We start from the raw sequence: 24,948 nt of genomic DNA, 5'->3' as shown, positions 1-24,948 counted from the left end.
GGAATACCCTTTTAAATTTAAGGAAATACTTGATAAATAATCTCTCGTGCGATTCGAGATGAGGATCGTTATAGTTTTAAATGATAAGTCGACGAGAGAGGGCATAATCGCGAAGCACGGGTTGTCTATTTTACTGGATAATGGTGGATTCAGGATATTGTTTGACATGGGCCCAGACGAGAAATCACTGGAAAACAACATGCTACGGCTTGGAATAGATGCTTCGAAAGTAGATGTAGCAGTAGTATCCCATCCTCATTCAGACCACTACGGAGGGTTTAAGCACGTAGCGTGGGAGAACCCGCATCTCACTACCTATATTCCATATGGTTCGATGAATACCTTAGGCAAATTGATTCGATCATATGATCTTATGCCGTTTGAAACATTGAAAACAGTTGAATTAGCGAAGGATACTTATTTAACAGGGCCTTTTTACGGACCGCCTTTCGAACACTACCTGGTACACGACCTCGGGGACGAGTTGCTCGTCGTGTCCGGCTGCTTACATCCAGGTGTTGAAAGCCTCAGGGAGGTTTCATCTATTTTCCACAAGAAGATAGGAGTCCTGATAGGAGGGTATCATTTGAGGAATGCTCCAGATGAGGTGATCAAGAGGACGGTCGATTCAATGATAACACAGCTGGGTATAAGGAGACTAATACCGCTACATTGTACAGGAGACAGGGCTGTGTCGTATATGGAGGAGAGATACAGGAGTTCTCTCATAAAAGCTGGTGGGGGGTTCGAGCTGAATCTACCTTAGGCTCGAGGCCCTGCTCTGTACCTTGGATGATATTTTTTAATATGCTCAACCTTAACCTTCTTCAATTCCTCTTCAGGCAGAATCGCCAATAACTCCCAACCTATGTCCAGGGTTTGCTCAATGCTTCTCCTTTCGAACTCTCCTTGCCCGATGAACCTTCTTTCAAACACGTCCGAGAACTCTAGGAACTTCTTGTCCCTGGAGCTTAACGCTTCAGAACCGACTATGACCGAGAGCTCTCTCAGTCTAACTCCTTCGGCATATGAGCTTATTAGTTGCATGAAAACTCCACTATGATCTTCTCTCGTCTTACCTGGGCCTATTCCGTCTTTCATCAGTCTTGAGAGACTCATTAAAGGATCTATTGGGGGATAAATACCCTTCAACCACAGCCCTCTTGAGAATACAATCTGGCCTTCAGTGATGTAGCCGGTGAGGTCCGGTATTGGGTGGGTGATATCATCGTCTGGCATAGTGAGGATGGGGAGCTGGGTTATGCTTCCCTTCTTGTTTGCTGCTCTACCCGCTCTCTCGTATATCGTTGCCAGATCAGTATACATGTATCCCGGATACCCTCTTCTTCCAGGTACCTCCTCTCTAGCTGCGCTCAACTCTCTTAAAGCTTCACAGTAGAAAGTCATGTCGGTCATCACTACTAGTACGTGCATGTCGTAGTTCCATGCCAGGTGTTCTGCTATAGTTAATGCGAATCTAGGAGTGGCTATTCTCTCAATAACTGGTGAGTTGGCAGTGTTGATTAGCGCCACGGTCCTCTCCATCGCGCCTGTTCTCCTAAAGTTCTCTATGAAGAACATTGCATCATCGTAGGGAACTCCTATAGCCGCGAAGACTACAGCGAATTTTTCCTCCCTTCCCAAAACTCTAGCTTGCCTAACGATCTGTGCTGCTACTCTATTGTGGGGGAGTCCTGAACCGCTGAAGATTGGGAGTTTTTGCCCTCTCACGATGCTGAATAATCCGTCTATGGCGGACATCCCCGTCTCAATGAACTCTGAAGGAGGGAGCCTTGCTGAGGGGTTTAATGGATAACCATTTATATCTAAATAATCTTCAGGAACTATATCTCCTCCTCCATCTATGGGTCTTCCAAAGCCATCGAGTATTCTCCCCAACATGTCTATTGATACAGGTGCTCTGAGGACTTCTCCCCTATACCTGACACGAGTTTTTTGCAGGTCTATTTCTGTGACGCCGCCGAATACTTGTATTACAGTCATCGTCTTTCCTACTTCAATGACTTGCCCAAGCTTGACTTCGCCGTTCGGAAGGACCACTTCAACTAACTCTCCATATGAGACTCCTGGAATTGTTTCCACGAATAACAAGCTTCCCTGAGCCTTAAGTAGGCTCTTACTCTCCCTTATTACTAGATTTAGACTCATTCATGCCACCTCCTGGTTCAATAACTCAAATTCTTTCTTGATATCATCCATAATCTCCATGAATGACTTCTCGAAGTCGATCAATGGTATCTCCTTCATTCTAGCGATTTTTTCTTTAACCTTGAGGTTAAGTATCTTCTCTAGCATTACACCGCTTCTCAAAGCTTCTCTGGCGTAGTCGTAAAACATTGCTATCACCTTCGCCATATACACGGTTTTCAACGGGGGGCAAAACGCGTCGACGGGACTAAAAGAGTCTTGCTGAAGGAAGTCTTCTCTAATCATTCTTGCAACCTCTAGAAGTAGTCGATCCTCTGCCGGGAGCGCCTCGGTCCCCACTAGCCTAACAAGTTCTTCGAGTTCAGCTTCTTTTTGCAGAATATTCATCAGTTTCTCCCTTACCACCTCGTACTCTACTCCCTGCTTACTCCACCAGTCTCTAACGTTTTCAACGTAGAGACTATAGCTTGTGAGCCAGTTAATAGCTGGGTAGTGCCTCCTATACGCAAGGTTGACATCTAGCGCGAATAATGCTCTCACGATTCTCAACGTAGCTTGAGTAACTGGTTCACTGAAGTCAGCCCCAGGAGGAGAGACAGCCCCTATTATTGTTAAACTGCCCAGCCTCTCGGGTTTCCCTACGGTTTTCACCAGCCCGCTTCTCTCATAGAATGATGCAAGCCTTGATCCCAGGTATGCAGGGAAGCCTTCTTCACCGGGCAACTCCTCAAGCCTACCGCTAATTTCTCTCATTGCTTCAGCCCATCTACTAGTGGAGTCAGCCACTAGCAATACATTGTAACCCATATCTCTGTAGTACTCACCAATGGTTACTCCCATGAACACGCTTGCTTCTCTCGCCGCAACCGGCATATTGCTTGTGTTGGCGATGAACACGCTTCTCTCCATCAAGGGTCTACCAGTTCTATGGTCTGTAAGCTTAACGAAACTATGGAGAGCATCTGCCATTTCATTCCCTCTCTCACCACATCCGATGTAAATGGTAATGTCTATTTCGCTTCGTTTAGTTAGTCCTTGCAAAGCAACTGTTTTTCCTGTGCCGAAACCCCCGGGTATTGCCGCCTTCCCTCCTTTGATGATCGGGAAGAAGAAATCAATGATTCTCACCCCGGTTATCAATGGTTCCCTAGCGTCTAGTTTGTCGATGTACGGCCTAGGCTTCCTGACAGGCCATTTTTGATACATTTTCACCTCGGTATTCTCTATTTGTGCAATAGTTTCCTCAATAGTATATGAACCCTCGTCAGCGATCCATTTAACAACCCCCTTGACATTCGGCGGAACCATGATGTAATGAGTGATTAGCTCGGTTTCTTTAACGGATCCAATGAAATCCCCGGGCTCAACTAAATCTCCAGGTTTCACGAGGGGTTTAAAACTCCACTTCTTGTCCCTAGGCAAGGGGTGGGCTTTGATGCCTTTTTTAATGAAAATTCCAGCCAACTCCTCAATTACGGGTAAGGGCCTCTGAATCCCGTCGAATATGGACGTTAAAAGCCCCGGGCCGAGTTCCGCTGATAACGGCTGTCCAGTTGGGTAGACAGGGTCCCCGACTTTTAATCCTGTAGTATCCTCGTATACTTGGATTATAGCCTTATCCTGTTCAACACCGATGACCTCACCTATTAGTCTTTCTTCCCCTACTTCCACTACCTCGTAGACTCCTACGCCTTTAACGTTTTCGGCAACTACTAAAGGGCCTGATACTTTGTAAATAACTCCTTTATTATTCAAACTCGACACCTCGTAAACACACTAGATTAAGCGTGTTCGAAAATAAAAAACAGCTCATCAGGTTAAAGCTCAATGCTGACCCCTAAATACTTTTTCACAATGCTTCTGTAATACTCTATGACGTCGATTTTTTCAACTTCTCTAGGATTGTCTAAGGCTATCACTAGTCCATGCTGTCTAAACTCGTTGAGCAGGATGCTCAAGTTCTTACATCTCGACTCCATCTCTCGGAAGTAAATTATAACACTGTAGTTGTGAAGATTTTTCTTCAATTCTTCAACTGTCTCGCTACAATTATCCCTGTATATCAGGGCATCGGCTCCGGCGGCCACTCCTATTAAACCTAAAATAGGGTCTCCTAAAACTAGTATTTTCTTCTCTGGAAATGGGGGATGTTTTACTTCAGCCACTTATTCATCAACCTCTGAAGCTCCACTTTATAGAAACCAGTGTAGATGGAGAGAGCAATTAGTTTCAAAATCATACTATTTGCCATGAGATGTATCAGTTTTTTAACGCTGCTTTCTTCAACGCTTCCTGTGAGTGTTTTGGAGATGCTCATCATGGTTAAGATCAACGCGACATCAACGGCTTCAACTCCGCCAAGGAAAGATAAAGCATCATTCAAGGCCTCAAAAAACTCCATAACCACTCTTCTATAGCCTGAAGCAGTTTTAGAGAGCTCTGGCAAATCCATGTTACAGGCGTCTTTAAACGCCTTATCCTCTAGGATGAGTAGGCTAACGTGTTCGCCAATTAGTTCTGGAAACATTCTACAGAGTCTTAAAGCTATGATGTCATGGTATAAGCCGATCGCTTTCCAAACCCTATAATTGGATATCTTGTCAACCCCCTCTACGGATTTATTGAGTGCCCTTCTAATCTCGCTTGCTTCAATCTTCTTATTGATAACGTATTGATCTATGAGTCTGCCGAAAGGTTTGCTAACGCTTTCCTTTAACGCAGTCAGATCGATCTCCTCCCCAGTGGGAGGAAGGATTTTCTTTACTAAGACCGAGGGATATATGATCGCAGGTTTTCTCCCAATGCTTAGATTATGGAGAATCGTTACAATGTTGACGAGCTCTGAAAGATTTAGTATTAAGGTCAAGTTTTTCTTGGCGGTTTCATCTTTTGTTGCCTCGAGAAGCTCGCCTATCTTAAGAGTGAAGTAGTCGTCGATGTCTCGTTGAACGTCTAATAGAGTATAAAATTGTGTTGAAACCCTCTTCAATATTCTTCCAGCTAAAGCCTTCTCAGAAAGGGAGGAGAAAGCATTCGCTAAATCATTATATTGGAGGAGAGATGAAACCTCCTCCAAGGTTAATGCGTGCACATGTTGCATTTCTTTCCCTCTTGTGTCTGTAAAATCTCCCCTCAAGCCCATATCTTCTTGCGGATTATCGGTACCAGAACTCTTCGAGCAACCGCCAATCTCGACTCATAGGTGTTGTCAATTATGATCCCGGTTTCTGATTCAAGAATGAGCCCACCCTTAATATCTTCTGGAATTATCTCAACGTCGTTCAAGTTGTGACGCCTTGCAACATCTTTCATTATTTCGACATCCCTTTTTGCCACGCGAATTTTCCTCGGCTTATCGACATACTTAAGCGATTCTAGTAGTAAATTCTCTAGGGACTGCTCGATCACCGAGGCTGGCGGATTCTCTAATTCTTTGTCTGCCTGTTGGAATAATTCTTCAATAATGGATGATAACTCCTGAGATATCCTAAGTCTTGAAACTGTTTGAGCCTCTGATATTCGGAGGGAGGCTTGTTGCCTTGCCTCCTCCAGTATTCTGTTTTTCAATTCAAGGGCGTTCCTTTCCCACTCTTCTTCAGCTTTACGAATAATTGATTCAGCTTCCCTCTCAGCTTCTTCTATTATCGAGTTAGCCCTTCTTCTAGCTTCCTCGATCAATCTATTACGAGCTTCCATTACCTGATTCTCCGGCTCCAAAAGTCTTTTCACCCGATCAGCGTAATGCCGAGTATCATGAATACTATTCCGAGAATACCCCAGAGCTCCACGTAGGCTGCTAGGATGATAGTACTGACTAGGTTAGCGCCTTTCGTTTTAGGGAGTTCAGCGATGCCGCTTGCACAGACGGCTCCTTGGGCCCACGCTGAGAGGGCTTCTGTCATGAATCCTATGAAGCCCAATCCGAGTAAGGCGAGAGCTTTCGAAAGCTCTATCATACCATCTTTCAAGGGGGTATAAATGGAGATTAAATATATCATCTGAATAAGTCCGTAGAAAGTCTGAGTCATCGGGAGGGCTGCTAGTATCAATACGTTCCTGAACTGCGTTGGCTCCTCAGCTAAGACGGAGGCTCCGACGCTAGCAGCGTATTGCATGCCCTTACTAGACCCGATCACGCCTCCTATGACGGGTAGTGCGGCGGCAAAGTAACCAATCCCTATAGCGAGAGCATCCAAGGGTTAATCACCAACTTGATTAAACCGAGTACCCCATATAAAAATTGTTGGATTTCACTTAACCACTATTCTCCGCGAGAGGGTGATTTTCAGGGGGTTGTATTCCCTACCGTCTCCACTGTAAAACTTGGGGAGAAACTCCAGGATGCAGAGCCTCAGCGAGTGAATGAAAGCTCCTAGGATGGACAAGATTAAGACCATTAAGTGAATTAGGAATAAGAAGGGAATCGATACTAAGAGTCCGATGTAGAATCCAGCTCCGGGTATTGATGCTGACAACCCGTTCCACATCAGCTTTATCATTGTATTAAATATTACTGACATGTAGTAGGTCGCAAGCCCAACCCCAGCGAGCCTAACGTAGCTTAAAACATCGCCTAGTATGCCAGTTATTTGGAATATCCACATGAACAAGCCTAGGCCTCTCATGTTTAGATAATTTCCGACGATGATGATAACGATGCCAAGTAGCGATAGATACAATAGCATGTCTCTGCCGAGCTCGTTTAAGATAGGGACTCTTAGATTGAAGAAGATTAGGAGTATGTATGGTATTCCGAAAATCTGTGAAATTAACAAGCCCAGTTCGTTTAGTAAATCCCCTTTCCTCCTTTCACTCAAGCTTCTGGCAACCGCTAAAATGTGGGCTATGTTCACGTGTATTAACCCTATGATGATAGATAGTTTGATTATCTCAATGGGTGATGTGAAAACTTCTACAATTGGTTGTACGCTTATTCCGAAAACGGCTGGTAAGAGGTCTCCGAAGAAAGCCCCAGACATTGCTCCAAATATGATTGACAGTCCATTGCTAATCAGCAGGAGCTTCTTAAACATCCGATAGCTTTCCCCGAAGGGATTTTCCACGAGCTTATCCAGCACGAGCAGGACGGCGACGATTCCAGCTAGGCCGTAGCCAATGTCGTTATTCATCAGGGCGAAAAAGAAGGCAAAAGAGTAAGCAACTAACGGGGTAGGGTCGATCTCCCAGTAAGAGGGGACTCCATACAGTTTAGTTATTAGTTCAAACGGTCTTAGAGGTCTGGGATTCTCCATTAGGGAAGGGGGATTATCGCTACCTCTCCTCGGTTTCTCTACCTCGAAAAACATTACCAGAGAGCTATTATTGATCTCCTTGAAGACATCATTAAAATACTTCTCGGGTATCCAGCCCTCAACAAATACGAGGTGTCTGAGCTCTGTGGAGGAGGTGTTGAGTTTCGTACTTGAAACTAAATTATCGAGGAACAGGAGATATTTGCCGAGAAGGTCAACGTATTTGCTAATGGTCTTTCTCAATTCTTCTCTAACTGAGTTGATTTCCCCGGTCTTTTCACCTATCAGTTTCGGAATGTTTGCTTTCAAATCTCCAACAATCTTGTATCTACTAATAAGCTCCATAGCCTGCTCGGAAACGTATCCTATGCCCAGTCGGAGCAGTTCTTGTATGAGTTCACTATAAATCATGCTTGAGAAGACCAAGACTGCGGCTTCTTCCTCATCGCTCTCCGCCTTAAAAACCAGTCTAATATCGGTGCGTTTACTCACGAATTCTGAAACCAAGGGTTTTTTACCCATCACGGCTAAGGATGCGATGTGTTTTCCCTTGAAATGAATCCATGTAGTCTCCACATCATTCGGGAGCATTGACACTATTCTCTCTAGTTCTCTTAGACTATTCAGCGTGTTTTCAAGGCTCTTTGATTTGTACTCAAGGCTGAATACTTCTTCTTCAATCTTCTTAACGTCTCTTTCAATCGTGTCGAGGCTTAGAGTAGAGTATTCGTATTCGCTTAAAGACGCATCAATAATTTTGACTTCAGCCTTCTCAAGAATCTTGAGTATGGAGTCGTATAGCCTCCTCGCCTTCTCTATTCTCTCAGCAACCTCCTTTGACTCTCTTATCTCCCGAAGATCGATTACTCCCAAGGACTCGAGAAAATGGAATAAAGCCTTCTTGTTATCCTTTAAACAACCAACTCTAAGCTTCAGCATTCTCGCAGGCCTGTTTAAGACAGCCTTCATTTTAACCACATTACGTACTTCTTTATTAGCTCTATGACCTCTCTCTTTTTCTCTTCTGGAATATTTCTCAGTTCAAGTATTTTTCTTTCAGTCTCAGCAATGATTTGCTTGGTTGACTCCTCAGCTTCCTGGAGAATCTTCCCTGCCTCCTGTCTATACTCTTCCACTGGGAAGGGCTTCTGCCTTATTAGTTCAGCCTTCTTTTGCGCATTCTTAAGGATCATTAGCTTCTTGTTTTCAGCCTCACTTAAGATGTCGTCGATCAATTTATCGATTTCAGCGAGGCTCAAGTTGAAACCTCTCCTTAAGGAGCTATTTAACCCCTGGTCTTATTAAGATTGTGGTCGTAGTTCTCAGCTTTCTACGCAATTCTATGACTTGAGGCCGGTAGAGGACTAACCGCTCCCGTGTCCCCGGGAGTCCCAGTGTTTTCGAAATAACTTCTGCTTCTAAGGGATTATTTACGACGTAGAACCCTTCTCCATCGCTCTGAACGTACTCCACTACTATGGGAAGCGTTAAATCACACCCTCTATCCCCCAGGAGCTCTTTTATCTTTTTCAACTCATCGGGGTTAAACACGTGTAGGCTCCCATCTGCGAGGACAACGTATGGGACCGGCATCTTGAGGAGTTCGCAGAGATTCAACCTCTTGTAAGGAAGATGTTTGTTAACAAGTCTCAACTCGCCCTCGAGGTATTTCGTTAAAAAATCATTGTACTCCCTCATGTTGCCTCCTCCTGTCCAATACGCTTTTTACTCTCTTCAGTCTTGATTTTTCCTCTCTTTCTCTCTCATCGAACTTCATTCTCAATAATCGAATCTGAGTGCTCAGCCTCGGAATTACTATGTAGTTCAAGGCATTCACGCGTCTTTTCGTCGACTTTATTTCACGTCCAAGGGCTAATACAGCTTCTTCAGCTTTACCCAGCTCCACAATAGCTTTCAAAAGCTCGAGCGACTGAGTTTGGAAGTCCTTGAATCCAGCGTATAATGCTTTATCTTCGCTCTGGGTTTTGATTATCATCCCCCTAGTTATTACACCCATAATGTTTTCGGTCGTTACTATGCTGGTTAGCTCAGGCCTGCTCTTGTAGAAGAGGTCGAAAACGTTCTCCCCGTAGACGCCGATGAGGCCCGCGCTTCTATTGTAAACTGGGAGGATTAGTTCGTTGACCTTCTTCCTCTTCTCTATGGATTCTTTAAGCTGAGCCAAAAACTCATTTATCAAAACGGTTAAACGCTCTCGCAATACTTTGTGAACTTTTACAGCTAGGACTAATTGTTTTCGAAGCCTGATGAGTTCGATCTTAGTAGGCCTTGTCCTCTGCAGGGTTGACAAATTAATCACTGAATAATAAGTTAAAGAAAATCGAGGATTTAAATAGGTTGCAATCCACGGCTGTGTGAGTCCTCATGAGGAGTCTCGAAACCGCGTTTGAATCTGTTATTTTAGTTTCAGCGCGAGCGTTCTTACGAGATTATTTTCAACAATGTAAGAACCACGTCTAAGAGATCCCTCTGGGTAACCATGCCAACAGGCTTTCCATCTTTATCGACTACAGGGAGATGACGTATATTGAATCGCCTCATTTTCTCCAATATTTCATCAAGGGGGGTGTCTGGGTTAACTGTTATAGGGTTCTCCTTCATGAACCTTGCCACTGGAATACTGCTACCGATTTTCCCGATGGCTAATGCCCCCACTATGTCTTTCTCCGTGACTATTCCAACCAGTCTTCCAGCTGAATCTACTACTAGGACGCTTGAAACATCGTGCTCGAACATTTTCTTAGCAACCTCTTCTATGGGGGTCGTCTCCTCAGCGGTTACTGGTGGGGTTGACATTATATCCGAAGTCCTAACTGGTAGTCCTCTTTTCCTTCTCATGAATGACATTAGGTTCACCTAATTAAAATATTCTCACCGCTCTTTATATCTTTGAAACCTCAGTCTTTCTGAACGATCCTGTCGAGGCTGAACTCGAAAGTGTTGTCCCCCTTCTTCCATAAATATATAGCATAGAAGAGCGGTCTCGATCCACCATGCTCGTAAATAGCAACTGCAACGCTATTTTTACAAATGGATTCATCGGGCACTATCCGGCACGGGTCTTCATCCAGTATTGACGCTTCTAGCCCATGTGGGTCTAGGGAGTTGTTGAGAATTAGAGGCAGTCTCTCCATTAAGTAGTCCTCTATTACTTCGATCAAGTCCCTAGTCGCCCAACCGCTCACTCCCTCGAAAATCAGTCTTATCGACAATGCTCGCTTAAGTGTTGGCAATTCTATGCTCATTCCCACTCCTACCATCTCCTATTATGTTTTGCCTGATATAAAAGTAAGGCTAAAACTGTCTTCATATCTTTGATTCTATTGTTTTCAATCAAGGTAAGCGCTTCGTCGATGGTGATAGAGAAGGGTTCTATGATCTCGTATCTCTCGGGTCTAGCCCCCACGAATCGGAGGTTACTGGCAATGAAAAAGTACATCTTCTCCGTGCTGTAACCTGGGGTGGGGTAGAACTCACCGAGCATCATCAACTCTCTTGCTCGATAACCTATCTCTTCTTCTAATTCCCGATAGGCAGCTTGTTCCGGGGTCTCTCCTTCATCGATAACTCCCGCGGGAGCCTCAATTATATAATCGTCTATACTTGGACGAAATTGCCTTATCAAGATTACCTTGTTGTTTTCAATAAACGGTAGAACTACGACAGCTTCGGGGAATAAAACAATGTCCCTCTCGAACGTTTCTCCTTCACTCTTAGCATACTTTCTCCTGACTACTTTGAACCTTAATCCCTTGAACAGCAACTCTTCATGAATTTTAACTGGGTTCAACGACCTCACGCTCTGGTTTATTTACTCCCTGAAAATTAAATAAATTAACAAGGTGTAAACCGTGCCTCATTTCCGCTTTGGTCCTGCGGGAAAACCGATAACGATGAAGTCAAGTGATTTGCTTAAAGCCCCGTCGTTTCTCCGAGAAATGGGTTTGAATTGCATGGAGTATGAGGCTGTTCGCGGAGTCAATATTAAGGAGGAGAAGGCTCGGTCTTTCGGAGAAGAGGCTAGACTTAATAACATCTTGTTGAGCCTTCATGCCCCATACTTTATAAACCTGGCGGGTAGAAAATCCACCGTCGAGGCAAGCATACAAAGGCTAAAAGAATCTGTAACGGCAGCTTACTGGATGAATGCTTATGTGGTGGTTTTCCATCCAGGATACTATAAGGAGGCTCCCTCTAAGAGAGAGGCTGTTAAAAAAGTAATTGAAAACCTTAAGCATGTTGCGGAGTACAAGGCTCAAATAGGGGCGCGCGAAGTCTGGCTCGGTCCCGAAACCACTGGGAGGACTTCTCAGGTGGGGGATCTTGATGAAACAATACTGATCGCTCAAAGTATCGAGGGAGTGCGTCCCGTGGTGGATTTCGCTCACTTGTACGCTAGAACTTCTGGGAGACTCATTTCAAAAATAGATGACGTGTTGAAGATAATTGAGAAAATAGAATCCTCGCTAGGGTCTGAAGCATTAAAACCATTGCATGTTCACTTTTCCAAGATAGCTTATGGAAGGGGAGGGGAGAGAGAGCATCACACCTTGGATGAAGAAAAATATGGACCAGATTTTAGGATCGTGTGCAAAGGTCTGTGCGACGCGGGCGTAGACTCGGTTATAATCAGTGAGAGCCCAATACTAGAGCAAGATGCTTTAAGAATGAAAAACCTATGTCTGGAAGTATGCGGTGAGAAATGCGTTGTTGAGTAAAATTCGAAGAAAAATAGAAGGAGTAATGAGGCTCATCGCTAAACCATTGTGTAGCCTTGGAGTTCACCCTAACTTGTTAACTATTTCTTCAAGTTTCATCTTACTGGTAGGATTGTTTTTGTTTAAACTTCTTGGTAGCGTTTGGATTTTCATTCTATCCATCGCATTCTCAGGCTTCCTCGATGCTCTTGACGGGGCAGTCGCGAGAGCATGCGGTAAAGCGTCTGTTTTTGGAAGCTTTCTTGACTCAACCATTGATAGAGTGAACGATTTTCTCATTATCGCATCTCTCTCCATCTTAGGGTTTAATGAATATCTTATTTTCGGACTAATGTCACTGGCCTTCCTGACGAGTTACGTTAGAGCGAAAGCTGAGTCTCTAGGATTAAGGATAGAAGGGGTGGGGCTTGTGGAGAGAGCCGAGAGGATTTTGTTGATAACCGCTATCCTAATAATTAATAATTGGAGCAGAAGCATCGCTTTACTATTGCTTTACACTGCTCTCGTTCTCTCTTTCATAACTGTTGTTCAGCGAATAGTTCACGTTAGGAGATCCTTGGGCAGGAGTGGACTCTAGAGCTGAAAGGTCGTAGTGTCCGGCGAGCGGCGGCGGAGTTCTGAAAGTAACGTATCCAAGCCTTAGCGCATGGCTTTTCAAGACGGCAACTCTGTCACTCATTTTCATAATTAATTCCCGATACTCTAATGGAATGTCTAAAAGATTTACGTGGCTTTTATCAGTTCTCAAGATAACCTTCGTATTGGCAAGTTGGAGTATTATGTCATGAACGTCTTTGGGGCTGTGAGTACTAAATATTAATCCTAGCCTCCTAGCCCTTCCGAGCCTAGCAATCCTGTCTATCATTGCTGATACGTGTTCAATATAGTCTTCAATACCTGATTTACTGGGGAAAAACCTGTGCGCTTCATCTATTATTATTACGACGGGGTTTGACTCCAATTTTCTTCTGCCCTGCTGGATCTTCCATTCGAATATTTTGTTCAAAATTCTAAAGGCTATAATGCTCAGGACTTTCTCGGGGTCTGCTAGGGAATATTCGAGCGGATGCTCCAAGTCTACTACTATAGGGTACCCATTGAACCATTCGAAATGTTTCTCAAGGAGGAGGTCTAGTGGAGGCTCCCTCAGATACTTGTCCTCGCCCTGGGTGCTGATTGTTATGTCGAAGAGACCTGTATCTATTATAGAACCCACTTGCCTAAGAATGTTTTCAAGAGTGCTCTTGTGAATCGCTATCTCCCTTACAAGGTCTACTAGGTATTCCTTGTTGGGATCCAGGACGATTCCCCTTGGGGCTCTCTGTTTTTCATCTAACCTCAACCTGGCATCTCGCAACGCATCGTATATGTCGTAGACTGTCTCGATATTTAATCTCATATCATTCATGTATCTCAAAAGTCTAGTCAAAGAATCCTTGGCTTGTCTAGTGAAATATGGGTTTAGCGAAATAAACTCCCTGGGCGTGAAATCAGTGAACCTGAACCCGTATGGCACGATTATGTATTCGATTTCTTCATCCAATCCTGAATACTTGACTCTTACTTTTACACGGACGAACCTAAAGGGATTTCCTGAGCTGGGCTGTTCCACGACGTCAGCGGCCTCAACATCGTATTGGAGAGCGAATTTTTTCGAAATGGGCTCCAAGATTTGGCTGATGTAGTCTATTGATATGTTTTTAAGAGTCTTAGCCCACGTACTACCGGTCTCGATGTGCCTGTCTACGAGGAATCGAGTTATAGGTAGTAGTATGATTATTCCTCTTGGATGGTTCACCCTCCCTGAAAGTCTTTCCAAGACCCTTTTTTCTCCTGAGACAAGCGTTTCATCGAACACCCACGGAGGCCTCAAATTTAGAGTTAAATAGTCGCGGTTGGGATCTATTATGATTACTGACACGTCCTCCGTGATTGAGAACTTCGACGTTAACGATGACACCATGTTCTTGATCAATGTGGTTTTCCCGCTACCCGTTGTCCCTATGAGTAGAATGTGTTGGTAAAAGGCCTTCAAGGGAAGGTAGAGTTCCGCGTTTCCATCAAACAGGACTTTATCTCCCACGGTAACGTGACCAAGGAACACGCCCTTAACCGGAAGTCCGAGCACCTTCTGAATGGCCTGGGTATTCTCCAACTTTATAACAGGGCTTTGAGGCTCTATGACATAGTCCGCTGACACCACGAGATCACGGGTCACATCATAGGATAGTAGAGGCTTCGCCTTGACTCTCGTCTTAGTTAGCAGTCCAGAGACCTCTGTGGTCGGTACTGAAACGTACATCTCCGGCATGTCTAACTCTGCTAAAATGTCCCGTCTCTCCACAGCAATTATCTTCAAGCTGACTAAATGAAGGGTTTTCAAATCAACAACCGCAAGATAACTCCCGGCCGAAGCTATATCGGCGAAGTCATTAAAGTAGACCAAGGGGTCTACCTCAAAATAGACGAAACCTCCTTCCTCATCTATTCTAGAGGGACTTGTTCTAGAGACGAATCCAATAACCCTGCCGTATTTTTTCGCGATTTCAACGGCTGCCGAAAGCCTGTCTTCAAGGGATTTTATAAAATCCGTATTCAAAGACCAACCCCTAGATATCTGATCAGCTAACGCATTAAATAGATAAATACTGATAAACGCTTGCCTCCCCTAATCCCATCGAGTATACAAGATAATGTGAGATTATGCTTGACAATTTTCTTGCACGGTAATCGGCGATCATTATGGATATTGGTAGAATAGTGCCTGTGGACAAGCTGTCATATATTACTGGCAAGAGAACCGTTTCATCAAGAACACTATCCGCCACAGTCTCAACTCTATAATGAGTGTAGTTTGTCAAAGGCGTTCTAGAGCTGAAGCTTCGCCTAGGTATTCCCAGGTACCACGCTATTCTCTCGACTTTGACTTCTTTTAATTTTGATTCAATTTTCAAGGGGCCGAGAAGATACGGTTTCAACCCTTCTTCGATCGAGAACCTTCTTGACACTGCTGATAGATAAGTCTCATCGTTTAAGTTTGAAACGCCTATTTCGAGGGGGTCGCAGGCGCTGAGGTAGTAGCTTCTGTAGAGCCTCTTCACTATACCTACTACTCGCGAACGCCTCTTGCGGAGATCTTTCCAAACGGAAACTCTCTCTTCATTAATAGCTTCTATGCTAGCCTTGTACGAGTCAATCCTCGATGTGTGGCCTGATATCGATGACTCAAAGAATGAAGGATAAATCAATGGGCCATCAATAAGGATGATAGATTCGTCGAGAAGACCCTTGCTCATACCTTGAATCAATAGATGGGATTCGACGAGCAATCGTGTCTCATCAAGCAAGACGTATTTGTTGTATGAGTGATCGTATTTTTCACCGATGATGTTTTTCGTGAACAATAAATTGGAGAATCTATCTTCGAATTCTACGCTGGATTCGAAATTAGGAATGACTGATAGAAACCTACATGAATCCTTAAGACTTCCCTGAAGAAGGGATACGGGTGGGCAGTCAATGGTTTTCCCTGTAAACCTGTTGACTAAAGTCCCCGTGGCTATTGCTATGAAGAAGTATGGAGTATCTAACGCTCTCGAACTACTATCTAGAGCGTAGAGGTTGAAGTAGGGTTTTACCTCTGATGCTTTTTCGAACCGTTTCAATGCTTTCGCGGGCTCAACGAGGAGCCTAACGTTGTTTTCTTTTTCCTGCACCTCCGCTGGTCTGCGGGAGTCTTCGTCGACAACAGGCTTCACTACCTGGGTTGCATGTTTTCTTATAACTTCAGCTATCTCCTCGATCGCGATCAAGACTCATCTGAATGAATACATATAAAAACACTGTTTTAACTGTAAGGTTTAACTAGGAGAGTGCTTACTGGTGGTTCAAAATGACCAGAGTCTGCAGGATTCTAGCCGCGGGGGACTGGGATGCCGACGGAATAGTGGCGACAGCCTTAATATCTTACTCGCAAGAGAAATTAGGCAAATATCCGTTGGAATGCCAAGGAGTTGTCGACAAGACGCCTGTGGACCCCGATAGAATAAAGTATTTCCTAACAAGCATCAACGGGAGTTATGACCTGGTGGTTTTTCTCGACCTTCCATTCAATGACACTATAAAAAACATTTGTAGAATGCTTAAGGAACACTTTGGAGTTAAAAAGATCATGTACGTGGACCATCACATAACGAGTGTTCAGAGACTGAAGGAGATTGAAGAAGTCGCCGACACGGTTCTGGTTGACTATAAAAGTCCTACCTCAACTCTTGTCTATCGCGAGCTACAGGCGAGGGGCATCTCTGTTCATCAAAGACTTAAAAGCTTCGTAGAGGTGGTCGAGTACATGGACATGGGCAAGAGGGTTCCAAGTAATTACATAAAACTCTTCGAGCTTACGAAAATGTTCTCTAAGGCTTTAACTGTCGAAAGGGACGAGAACCTTTGGGTTAAGATCATTGAGTGGCTTTCATCGCCGGCACCGATCCCCATGCCTCTCGATGAGAAGCTCTGGGAGAAGGTGAAAGCGAGTATTCAGCAAAGGGATAAGGAGATTAGTGATAAGGCGGTGGAACTAGCTGTTGCGGCTGTTAAGATAGGTGATCTCAGGTTTGTCGACGCGAGAAATGCTTGGAAGAAGAGAGGGGTAACTGCCCTAGCATCGAAGGTCTCTTCGATCCTCAAATCGCCCGTGGCATTGCTTGCAAACACCAATAGAGATTATTCGCTCCTCGTCTTGAAAGCCTCTAATGGTAGAGCGTACAGGATCGCTAAGTTCCTTGTAGGGGAAGGGATCGCACTTGACATAGCGGGCCACCCCAACCTAGCCATCGTCAGACTACCTAAGAATATAAATAAGGACGAATTAATCCAGCACCTGTATAAAGGCATTTACTACGCGTCTTAGGAAAAATAGGAGAAGACTCTTTTATTCTCGCTGAAATATTTCTTTATCAGAGGAAAGCCTCTTGGTCAGAATCATTGTCGAAAATGAATCGTTAAACAAGCATATACCGCTTGAAAAACACCCGGAGAACCCGGCGAGAGTAGCAAAGATAATTGAGCTGTTGAGAAAAATACGAGTTGACTTCGAGTACTCGAGGCCAGAAGTCAACTTAGAAGAGGCCAGAAGAATTGCCTTCAGAATACATGCCAAAGGATACATAGAGTACTTGGAGAGGTTGTCCAGGAATAGGTACTCGATAATAGATGAAGACACTTATTTGGCCCATGACTCATTAGAGCTGGCATACAGAACTTTTGGTTCATGCTATGGTTTAGCCAGCAAGCTCCACGATATCGTATTCTACGTTACTAGACCTCCGGGTCATCATGCAGGTATAGCTGGCAAGGCTATGAGGGCTTTTTCTCAAGGATTCTGCTTACTGAATAATCCGGGAGCAGCTGTTCTTGCCTTCAAAGATAGAGGGTTTAGTAGAATAGCGATATTAGACTTCGACGTGCATCACGGCAACGGCACCATGGAGATTTTCTACCGCGATAAGATCCTCCACATCGATCTCCATCAGCATCCCAGATCTCTTTACCCTTATACAGGCTACCCGTTTGAAATAGGAGTGGGAGAGGGGTATGGGTTTAAAGCTAACCTTGTCTTCAGCCCTTTCACAGGGGATGATGTTTACATTGAGACCTTGAATATGGTTTCAAAACTTCTCGAGGAGTATAACCCGGAGGCACTAGTTGTGTCTGCAGGGTTCGACGCCTACGTCAATGATGGTCTTGCCGATTTAAGATTAACTGAGGCATCATACTATGTTCTCGGCAGACTGATTAGAGACCTCAAGAGTAGGAGTTTGATAGTGTTGGAGGGGGGATATTCTGTTGGTTTGGTTAAAGGTGTTGAATCTTTTCTCAAGGGATTATGGGGTTTTAAGATCAGCATAAATCCCTCAAGATCCATGTATCATGCGAACTCTAGAGAGGATTTGAGCGTCAATGAGAAAACTATTTTAAAGATCAAGCAGAAGGTTTTAGGTAAAGGGATAGGGATTGGAGAGGGAAGTCAAGTTTAGGGTTTCGATCGATCCTCAGGATTTGAAGAAAATGCTCATTGAAGACGGCTTCTCCGTGAAGACTTTTTGTGATGAAGAGGACATCTATTTTGATAAGGAGGGCCACGTGTTCTCGACAAGCGATCAGGCGTTGAGACTTAGAAAGAGAACATGCACTGAAGGATCAAGCCTAAGGCTGACGTATAAAGGTCCCCGGATTAAAGGTTTTGAAGACGGAGTTAAGGCTCGTGAAGAAATTGAGTTGAGACTTGACCCCGATGATTACTCTCGAGCACTTGCATTGTTAAGGAAAATTGGGTTCACAATTCAGTGGAGGCTTAGTAAGAAGAGATTGATTCTCGCGAAGGAGGGTATGGAAGCCTCCATAGATTTCTTCGAGCCGCTGGGCGTTTTCTTTGAGATTGAAATGAAAAAGGATGACGCAGTTCTGGATTTTAAAAGACTCATCGAGAAGTATTCGAGAAAGTTTTCAATAGTCGAGGAGACATATCTAGAATTGTACCTGAAGAACGTGGTAGGAGGAAAATGATTCCTATACCCTCCGTTGGAGGCATATTGATCGAAGACTCGTCCATTCTTCTCGTAAAAAGAAAGAACCATCCATGCAAAGGCTTTTGGAGCATACCTGGCGGAAGGCAGAAGCATGGAGAAACAGCCGTTGATGCTGTTAAAAGAGAAATTCTAGAGGAGACAGGCCTCAGTGTAGAGCCCACAGGCATTTACGGAATCGTTGAATTAATACCGAGGGTAAAAGAGCAACCTCACTATGTAATTATAGAGTTTCTACTGCAAAGGATTGGTGGTAGTTTAAGACCTGGTTCGGATGCAGAGGAGGTTGGGTTCTTCCAGTTAACTAGGCTTCCGGATAATACTGGGAGAGCGACTCGAGAATTGGCTTCTGATATTTTGAGAAGAATAAATACGGGAGACACGTATTTACATAGTTATTGTAGATACATGGTGTTTGAAATTGACAGTCTATGTTAAGCCTGACGAGAAAATAACGCGAATACTTTACGAGAAATACGTCAAAGAAGAGCTTCATAGACTCGAAGAGCTGAAAGATCCACACTTGATCTACGTTACAGACTTAGTGGGATGTACTCGCAAATATTTTTTCAGAAGGATGTATCCAGAGTTGACCATAAAGTTTGAACCATCAGCAGTGCTCGGAAATCTTGTTCACGCCGGCATTGCTTCACTCTTGATGGAGAAAGGTTTTAACACGGAGGTGGAGATTTCCGCTGAAATCGACGTTGACGGTGAAAAATATACGTTAAGGGGCAGGGTCGATGCTTTGAAGAGGGATGAGGGTCTGGTCGTCGAGATTAAAACAGCGCGTTCAGCTCAGGATGTTCCAAAGGAGCATCACGTTAGTCAGTTGAAAATTTATCTCGAGATTTTAAATTACGATTACGGAACACTCGTTTACATCACCCCCGAAAAGATCGTGGAATTCCTAGTTAGGAGAGAAGGCATAAATCTAAAGTCTCTCGTCAAGACTCTCTTGGAGGACGCGGATCATCCGAAATACGAGTGGGAATGTAGCTATTGCGTCTTTAAGAGGCTGTGTCCTTTTTCCCTAGAGAGAAGGGAGTAAAGATATAACATCCTACGCGAATATGTATGTGTGCATGATGATCTCGGGAGACCTGAAAACCCGTGATGAAGGTCTTGAGTTCTGATCTTAATCAGTCTCTATAATTGTGTCTAGTCTTGAATAACCAACGTTATTTCCTCCCCAAACGGTACTTTACAACGTTGTCCCTCAATTCCGCTGTTAGCCCCCGATCCCTGGATAATTTGGAGAGAATCGAGTTGACCGTCACCGTCCCCAATATTATGTTTTCAATGCTCAATTGTGATCCCAGGGTTTCAAGGATCTTTGCTACTAATTCTTCAAGCGACAGCGATTGTAGGCTGAGATATTCTATTGTAAACTCCTCTATCTTCCTAAGCCTATCGAGGTTGAGGTCGATGAACTCTTCCAACTTCTTGCTGTTAACGAAGGGACCGTGGCTGAGAATGCCTGAATAACCGTCTTCAGCATATTTTCGGGCTTTCTCTAGGGCTTTTACAGCTAGTTCGATGTTGAAATGATAAGGTATTCCAACTCTTGCTAGGAGTTTGTCTCCGAACACTGAGTCCGCGACAAATATTGCGTCTTCTATAGTCAACCCTAGGAGCCCTGGTGAGTGTCCTTTGAGGTCGACCAGTTCTCCGCAAAAGTCTCCAAGCTTGAATTCTTCACTAACGATTCTCACAGAGTTCCTTTGTAGCTCGATGCGTTTTAATCCAATTAGGAGCGGTAGTTGGTTGAATCCATATGTTAACGCGTTTCTAACTTCACTATTCACCATACTACTATACTCTTCAGCCGCGACAAACACTCTCCTTGGGTTTAGAATACTTAAGGCTTCGATATGATCGTAATGAGTGTGGGAGAGAAGGACATCGTATTCGCTGACGCCAAGCCTGGATAGGGATTCTTTCAAGACGACCTCGCGGCTAGCCAGCATTCCCGGGTCAACAACCCAGTTGTAGTCCGAGCATTTAATAACAATGGTGTTCGGGCTCCCTGGGATTACGTAAACGTTCTTCATAACGGTTTTATACATGTGGAATCATCCTAGTCGGGTTTTGGAGGAGCTCTCGAGGGTACTACGTACTTATACATTATTAAGAGCACAATGGCGAAGAGTAGAACAGATAGAGAGGAAAGCAATAAGTCCTCTTCAACACCCATTATCGAAGACCTGACAACATCTCGTATAGACACTATGAAGCCTACCTCAGCGAGTGCGACCACATATATCTCTGGCCTTTGCTTAGCGATGATAGCGCTTCTAACGATTTCGACATAAACAAATAGAAATACTACCTCATTAGCCATATTTTGTATTAGTGAAAAGTCGAGAGAGTTGAAACCTGTCAAGAGAAAGTATACATCTCTCAGTATGATACCAAGGGTAACAGCTAGAATCAAGCTCGTCATTAAAATAATCACTGAGTTTATCACACTAATCAATCTTTTCCCAAATCTCAACACTTTATCTGTTTTCTCGAAACTCATTAGAAACACATCAATATAGTATTTTTCACTAGTGATTAAAAACCATTATCAGAGTTTTTTCACAACTTTCACTTTATCTAGGGGTTTAACATTAATTATGCTAGAGGCGTCTCCTTGATTTACAGCGATTTCGAAAAACCCCCATGAATTAATATAGCAGGCGAACTCTCCTGGTTCAACATCGCCGAAGGTGTTAACCATCGTGCATTCGACCCTGCTATCACTCGACTCGACCAATAGTCTATCCCCCAGCCTTATCCCAACGCTCTGCAGTACTTCTTTCCCAGCGTACAGGGAGATGTTTCCAAACACATCGATGCCTAGTACAACGGCTTCAAATAACTCCTGACCCGGGTTTACCTCCGGGTCCTTTATGGCGAGGGTTAATATGCTGTTCGGAGAGACACGGATCCCTAGCTGCTGGATGGGTATTCCTCTGCTCAGCCATGCTGCTATTGGTGCAAACACGTCTCTTCCGTGAAAAGTGCTTGAAATATTTGGAAGAATGTAGGGTGACTTAGAGATGTCGTATGCTTCTACTATTCCATCCTTCAAGGCGAGGAGCGATAATACTCCATTATCGGGTCCAACGAGATAGTAGTTTCTGGTCTTGATTACTAATGCTCTTCTCTGGGTCCCAACTCCCGGATCTACCACGGTGACAAAGATGGTATTTGGGGGAAAATACTTGGCTGATACCAGCAAATTCACAGCAGCCTCGAGGATGTTGTGTCTTGAAACTCCATGGGTTAAATCCAGGATTTCTGCTTGAGGATTAATGGATTTAATCACACCCTTCATCACTCCTACGTATGGGTCTTTGTAACCGAAGTCTGTTTGGAGAACTATTAGCATGGATAGACACCTGCTACAGGTTTATTTTAGTCTGAATATGATTTTAATAATAGCCGGGGATGTATACGATGGGCGGGCTGAGAAGTGATGACCCATTGTAGCTTTTAAAACCCGGCTCCTCAACGGCTTATTAAGAGACTTGTTTCATAATTCTTGTCTGAGCCCGATGAAATACAGCGGATAAACCGATGGATGATGACTCACTTGGTTGAGGGCTTCGTTAAGGTTTAAATACCGTTAAAATAGTTTCAATAATCCTTGAATGGGCCCGTAGCTCAGCTTGGTGGAGCGCCCGGCTGATAACCGGGAGGCCCGGGGTTCGAATCCCCGCGGGCCCACTTGAATCGCTTTTACTCGATCTCTTTGAAAATTCCTCCAGGTATTGATGCAAGAATGAAGTCTCCATATTCAACTGCGAATTCTCCTTTAATTAAAACGATGTCCGGTTGTGTTGTTCTGAAAGGCGTTCGAAATAGTATTTCACCTATTAATGGCTGTTGTTTTAACGGAGGTCTGAGGTCGTAGATCGCAATATCCGAAATCGACCCTTTACTTATCAATCCCTCATCTAAACCCAATAGCCTGTAAGGCTCGCGAAGTTTAAGGGAAATTATTTTGGGATCGTCCCTACTTGACGCGAAGATGGCAGCTGGGGAAGGGGATTCAAGTTCCCTAGCATCTAGGATCATGCAATCTCCCCTAATGCTTTCTGGCCGACAGAATATGTTTTCTCTTAATCCTATGAAGTTGTCGTTGAAATAGAGCTTATCGTTCTCTTTTTCAACGTATAAGATACCATTGTAGTGTGGGATCGACCCCTTCTCATGCATGATAACAAGTTGGAGATTGTGCTCTCTTGCAATCTTGTTGAAGATATCTGGGAATTCGGTATCTACTATAGGGAGGGAGATCCCCATTGAATAGAACGATGCTAGAGCGTATAGTGCTATTATCTCCAATTCGGTCTTTGAGTAAACCGATAGGTCCGGTTTCACAAGCCCTCTAAAAGGGTACTCTACACCTTTCACCAGCAACCCGTACCCATGAATTGCGTAGGCTTTATACTCGAAATCATATACAACATCGCTTAATTCGTACTCCGGCGGGGGTTCTTCCCCAGTATCGCTTATCTTCCCGCCTTCTATGAAGACAAATCCCTTACTAATGCCTTTCGCGCCTTGGTAGTAAATATTTCTTAGTAAAATCCTGCTTTGACCATTCACTATTATTCACCACTAAGGAGATATGATGATCAACAATTTAATGATTTACATGAAGAGGGGTCGCTTCAGTATTTAACTCCCTCTCGCATGATAGCATATTGGTGTCTGCTTGAGGCAGATGATTAAGCCAACCTATGCTCCGGAATGGGGGAGCGGCGGAGTCTTCGGCCTCCTATATCATAAACACGTAGTCTACTACACCCTGGCAATGGAGGGCGAAGCGCATTTTCACCACGATGATGGTGCAGAGATAGTATATCGTTTTGAACAGCTGGGGAAAGGTCCAGCCTCGGGCGGGGATACCTACAATGCAGTAGATTACGTCGACGATAAAATCTACTTCGGAGGATGGGTTCATAAGCCCGCTGTCTTCAAGGGAAGGATAGATAATGCAGGGGAGATCGATTTCAGAAACAAGTATTCCCACGTTCACGAATACGATATTAGTGAACGGAGAATACGTTTGATCTGGAGTGAGAGCGTTCACCACGAGTACGAGTGGGCGGGCGAAGTCTCGCAAATAATTTACGACCCTCTGGACGATTCCTTATTGATAGCCAGAGCCGATGGGATGAGGAACCTCGGCATCTACAGAATCGACAGGCATTCAGGTCAAGCCGTCGAGGTTAGCAATGTTCCCGCTTTGAAAGGGGCATTGTTTCAAGAATATGCGTGCTTCGATCTCCAACCTAATTGGAAAAGAGGGGTCGACGGTGTTCAATGTGTCGACCTTGTCGAAAAGAAACTGGTTAAACACTTCATAGAGGATTGGTCGAAGATCAGCGTGGACGGCTTCCCAGTAGAGGGAAGGGGGAGCGGGTATGCGATCTCAGCCTACGTTCGATACTGGCATTTCTTCAGAGGTGGTATTCTAGTTGGAAACCCTATTGAGCCCGAAATTGAAAAGCCAAGGTTTGTGAGAATGTTCGATTTCCCAGGCACACCCTATGCTCCACACAGGAGCAACGCGTTACCAGTGGGTGGAGGAGTACTCGCGGCTTTCAACGCCTATAGCCACGGATATCTCCACGTAGGGGTGGAGGGGAGGGCGAAGGCTAGATTGTTTAACTCCATAGTTGGACCCTCAACAATCGTTTACATTACGCCTCCAACCGCCAGGATAGTCGCAAGCCTGGGTGCTCGAATAACTAGTATGGCTAAAAAGAGTGATAGCATACTGATTGGGGTAAGCAACACCCCCAATCTCGGAGGCAAGGACGCAACTCCATTGGAAACGGGCTGGAGGGAAATCATACAATGGAGAGAAGACAGTCTCCTGGGCTCAAAACCCCCTTCAATAGCCTTCAGGATCCTAGGGGAGGGCGTATTGGATAATGTTTTCGGAGGAATCCCGTTGACAGGATACAAGGAGAAAACCGTGAGAATATATTCTTCCAAGCTTAATTCATTGAGAATAATTGAGTATGATGTAGGATTGCCTCCTATGAGGATCGATGAGGAAAGGATCGATCTAGTTGAAGGTTGGAATCGCGTAGACTTGTCAAATCACTCGAACATCGTATCGTTCAAGCTCGACTCAGCAGACCAAAGCTCAGTCATCTATATTGAATTGAGCTAATGCAGTACTGTTTTTACTCAACC

General features: G+C 44.3%; 28 protein-coding genes and 1 tRNA gene. 10 read left to right on the top strand and 19 right to left on the bottom strand.

The genetic code is table 11. The features are described from left to right. Window positions 1-46 precede the first annotated feature (46 nt). Window positions 47-766: an MBL fold metallo-hydrolase gene (locus QXH45_05470; GenBank protein ID MEM2078698.1), complete on the top strand. Its 720-nt coding sequence runs from the start codon at window positions 47-49 to the stop codon at window positions 764-766. On the opposite strand, the gene QXH45_05465 is transcribed toward QXH45_05470, so the two are convergent. From QXH45_05465 to QXH45_05405, 13 genes are all read right to left on the bottom strand, one after another. Then, on the bottom strand, window positions 763-2,169 hold the full coding sequence (locus tag QXH45_05465; GenBank protein ID MEM2078697.1) for a V-type ATP synthase subunit B: 1,407 nt from the start codon (window positions 2,167-2,169) through the stop codon (window positions 763-765). The genes QXH45_05470 and QXH45_05465 overlap by 4 nt on opposite strands. Next, complete coding sequence (locus tag QXH45_05460; GenBank protein ID MEM2078696.1) at window positions 2,170-3,924, bottom strand: V-type ATP synthase subunit A; 1,755 nt, start codon at window positions 3,922-3,924, stop codon at window positions 2,170-2,172. Between the two features lie 62 nt (window positions 3,925-3,986). Further along, complete coding sequence (locus QXH45_05455) at window positions 3,987-4,334, bottom strand: hypothetical protein (protein MEM2078695.1); 348 nt, start codon at window positions 4,332-4,334, stop codon at window positions 3,987-3,989. Further along, window positions 4,322-5,269, bottom strand: coding sequence for a hypothetical protein (locus QXH45_05450; GenBank protein MEM2078694.1), 948 nt, complete (start codon window positions 5,267-5,269; stop codon window positions 4,322-4,324). The genes QXH45_05455 and QXH45_05450 overlap by 13 nt, the downstream gene beginning before the upstream one ends. A gap of 32 nt (window positions 5,270-5,301) precedes the next feature. Next, window positions 5,302-5,898, bottom strand: a complete 597-nt coding sequence (locus QXH45_05445) for a V-type ATP synthase subunit E (protein ID MEM2078693.1) — start codon at window positions 5,896-5,898, stop codon at window positions 5,302-5,304. After that, window positions 5,895-6,365 carry an ATPase gene (locus QXH45_05440; protein ID MEM2078692.1) on the bottom strand — a complete coding sequence of 157 codons (471 nt, stop codon included), beginning with the start codon at window positions 6,363-6,365 and terminating at the stop codon, window positions 5,895-5,897. Before QXH45_05440 ends, QXH45_05445 begins: the two co-directional genes overlap by 4 nt. Before the next feature lie 54 nt (window positions 6,366-6,419). Continuing rightward, window positions 6,420-8,390, bottom strand: coding sequence for a V-type ATPase 116kDa subunit family protein (locus QXH45_05435; GenBank protein ID MEM2078691.1), 1,971 nt, complete (start codon window positions 8,388-8,390; stop codon window positions 6,420-6,422). After that, window positions 8,387-8,680 carry a hypothetical protein gene (locus QXH45_05430; GenBank protein MEM2078690.1) on the bottom strand — a complete coding sequence of 98 codons (294 nt, stop codon included), beginning with the start codon at window positions 8,678-8,680 and terminating at the stop codon, window positions 8,387-8,389. Before QXH45_05430 ends, QXH45_05435 begins: the two co-directional genes overlap by 4 nt. 22 nt (window positions 8,681-8,702) lie before the next feature. Further along, the gene (locus QXH45_05425; GenBank protein MEM2078689.1) at window positions 8,703-9,119 is read right to left on the bottom strand and encodes a DUF61 family protein; all 417 of its coding nucleotides are present in this window, start codon (window positions 9,117-9,119) and stop codon (window positions 8,703-8,705) included. Next, window positions 9,103-9,741: a V-type ATP synthase subunit D gene (locus QXH45_05420; protein MEM2078688.1), complete on the bottom strand. Its 639-nt coding sequence runs from the start codon at window positions 9,739-9,741 to the stop codon at window positions 9,103-9,105. Before QXH45_05420 ends, QXH45_05425 begins: the two co-directional genes overlap by 17 nt. A 122-nt stretch (window positions 9,742-9,863) precedes the next feature. Next, a complete protein-coding gene (locus QXH45_05415) occupies window positions 9,864-10,289 on the bottom strand; it encodes a CBS domain-containing protein (protein MEM2078687.1) in 426 nt (141 codons plus the stop codon). 50 nt (window positions 10,290-10,339) lie between these two features. Then, window positions 10,340-10,687 (bottom strand): hypothetical protein, encoded by a 348-nt coding sequence (locus QXH45_05410; GenBank protein ID MEM2078686.1) that lies wholly within the window; start codon window positions 10,685-10,687, stop codon window positions 10,340-10,342. Between the two features lie 8 nt (window positions 10,688-10,695). Then, window positions 10,696-11,241, bottom strand: coding sequence for an NUDIX hydrolase (locus QXH45_05405; GenBank protein MEM2078685.1), 546 nt, complete (start codon window positions 11,239-11,241; stop codon window positions 10,696-10,698). Window positions 11,242-11,293: 52 nt separating this feature from the next. Between QXH45_05405 and QXH45_05400 the strand changes: the two genes are divergently transcribed. Both QXH45_05400 and pgsA read left to right on the top strand, forming a co-directional pair. Then, on the top strand, window positions 11,294-12,160 hold the full coding sequence (locus QXH45_05400; GenBank protein MEM2078684.1) for a TIM barrel protein: 867 nt from the start codon (window positions 11,294-11,296) through the stop codon (window positions 12,158-12,160). After that, window positions 12,153-12,737 (top strand): archaetidylinositol phosphate synthase, encoded by a 585-nt coding sequence (gene pgsA / locus QXH45_05395; protein MEM2078683.1) that lies wholly within the window; start codon window positions 12,153-12,155, stop codon window positions 12,735-12,737. Before QXH45_05400 ends, pgsA begins: the two co-directional genes overlap by 8 nt. Here the strand turns inward: pgsA and QXH45_05390 are convergent. Together QXH45_05390 and QXH45_05385 are read right to left on the bottom strand one after the other, a co-directional pair. After that, window positions 12,645-14,759: an ATP-binding protein gene (locus QXH45_05390; protein ID MEM2078682.1), complete on the bottom strand. Its 2,115-nt coding sequence runs from the start codon at window positions 14,757-14,759 to the stop codon at window positions 12,645-12,647. The two genes, pgsA and QXH45_05390, sit on opposite strands and share 93 nt — an antisense overlap. Before the next feature lie 34 nt (window positions 14,760-14,793). Then, window positions 14,794-15,972, bottom strand: coding sequence for a DNA double-strand break repair nuclease NurA (locus QXH45_05385; protein ID MEM2078681.1), 1,179 nt, complete (start codon window positions 15,970-15,972; stop codon window positions 14,794-14,796). A gap of 80 nt (window positions 15,973-16,052) precedes the next feature. On the opposite strand from QXH45_05385, the gene QXH45_05380 reads away from it, so the two are divergent. The 5 genes from QXH45_05380 to cas4 all read left to right on the top strand — a co-directional run bounded on the left by QXH45_05380 (window position 16,053) and on the right by cas4 (window position 19,795). Continuing rightward, the gene (locus QXH45_05380; protein MEM2078680.1) at window positions 16,053-17,069 is read left to right on the top strand and encodes a phosphoesterase; all 1,017 of its coding nucleotides are present in this window, start codon (window positions 16,053-16,055) and stop codon (window positions 17,067-17,069) included. A 61-nt stretch (window positions 17,070-17,130) separates the two neighbouring features. After that, entirely contained in the window at window positions 17,131-18,195 is a 1,065-nt protein-coding gene (locus tag QXH45_05375; protein ID MEM2078679.1) for a histone deacetylase family protein, read from the top strand. Continuing rightward, entirely contained in the window at window positions 18,173-18,724 is a 552-nt protein-coding gene (cyaB, locus tag QXH45_05370; protein ID MEM2078678.1) for a class IV adenylate cyclase, read from the top strand. Before QXH45_05375 ends, cyaB begins: the two co-directional genes overlap by 23 nt. Continuing rightward, the gene (locus QXH45_05365; GenBank protein ID MEM2078677.1) at window positions 18,721-19,182 is read left to right on the top strand and encodes an NUDIX hydrolase; all 462 of its coding nucleotides are present in this window, start codon (window positions 18,721-18,723) and stop codon (window positions 19,180-19,182) included. The genes cyaB and QXH45_05365 overlap by 4 nt, the downstream gene beginning before the upstream one ends. After that, window positions 19,166-19,795: a CRISPR-associated protein Cas4 gene (cas4, locus tag QXH45_05360; GenBank protein MEM2078676.1), complete on the top strand. Its 630-nt coding sequence runs from the start codon at window positions 19,166-19,168 to the stop codon at window positions 19,793-19,795. Before QXH45_05365 ends, cas4 begins: the two co-directional genes overlap by 17 nt. A gap of 130 nt (window positions 19,796-19,925) precedes the next feature. Here the strand turns inward: cas4 and QXH45_05355 are convergent, their stop codons facing one another. Genes QXH45_05355 through QXH45_05345 form a run of 3 tightly spaced genes read right to left on the bottom strand, consistent with a single transcriptional unit; the run spans window position 19,926 to window position 22,123 of the window. Further along, window positions 19,926-20,813, bottom strand: coding sequence for a hypothetical protein (locus QXH45_05355; GenBank protein MEM2078675.1), 888 nt, complete (start codon window positions 20,811-20,813; stop codon window positions 19,926-19,928). Window positions 20,814-20,824: 11 nt separating this feature from the next. Next, entirely contained in the window at window positions 20,825-21,268 is a 444-nt protein-coding gene (locus QXH45_05350) for a hypothetical protein (protein MEM2078674.1), read from the bottom strand. Window positions 21,269-21,316: 48 nt separating this feature from the next. Next, complete coding sequence (locus QXH45_05345) at window positions 21,317-22,123, bottom strand: S-adenosyl-l-methionine hydroxide adenosyltransferase family protein (protein MEM2078673.1); 807 nt, start codon at window positions 22,121-22,123, stop codon at window positions 21,317-21,319. A gap of 264 nt (window positions 22,124-22,387) precedes the next feature. Here QXH45_05345 and QXH45_05340 point away from each other — a divergent pair. Further along, window positions 22,388-22,461, top strand: a tRNA-Ile gene (locus QXH45_05340). Between the two features lie 12 nt (window positions 22,462-22,473). On the opposite strand, the gene QXH45_05335 is transcribed toward QXH45_05340, so the two are convergent. After that, complete coding sequence (locus QXH45_05335) at window positions 22,474-23,346, bottom strand: hypothetical protein (GenBank protein ID MEM2078672.1); 873 nt, start codon at window positions 23,344-23,346, stop codon at window positions 22,474-22,476. Between the two features lie 118 nt (window positions 23,347-23,464). Between QXH45_05335 and QXH45_05330 the strand changes: the two genes are divergently transcribed. After that, entirely contained in the window at window positions 23,465-24,925 is a 1,461-nt protein-coding gene (locus QXH45_05330; protein ID MEM2078671.1) for a DUF2139 domain-containing protein, read from the top strand. Window positions 24,926-24,948: the final 23 nt, after the last annotated feature.

The sequence above is a fragment of the Thermosphaera sp. genome (assembly GCA_038827615.1).
Taxonomy (GTDB): Archaea; Thermoproteota; Thermoprotei_A; order Sulfolobales; family Desulfurococcaceae; genus Thermosphaera.
The sequence above is the reverse complement of the archived record's forward strand: the minus strand, read 5'-3'. Positions and strand labels throughout refer to the sequence as shown.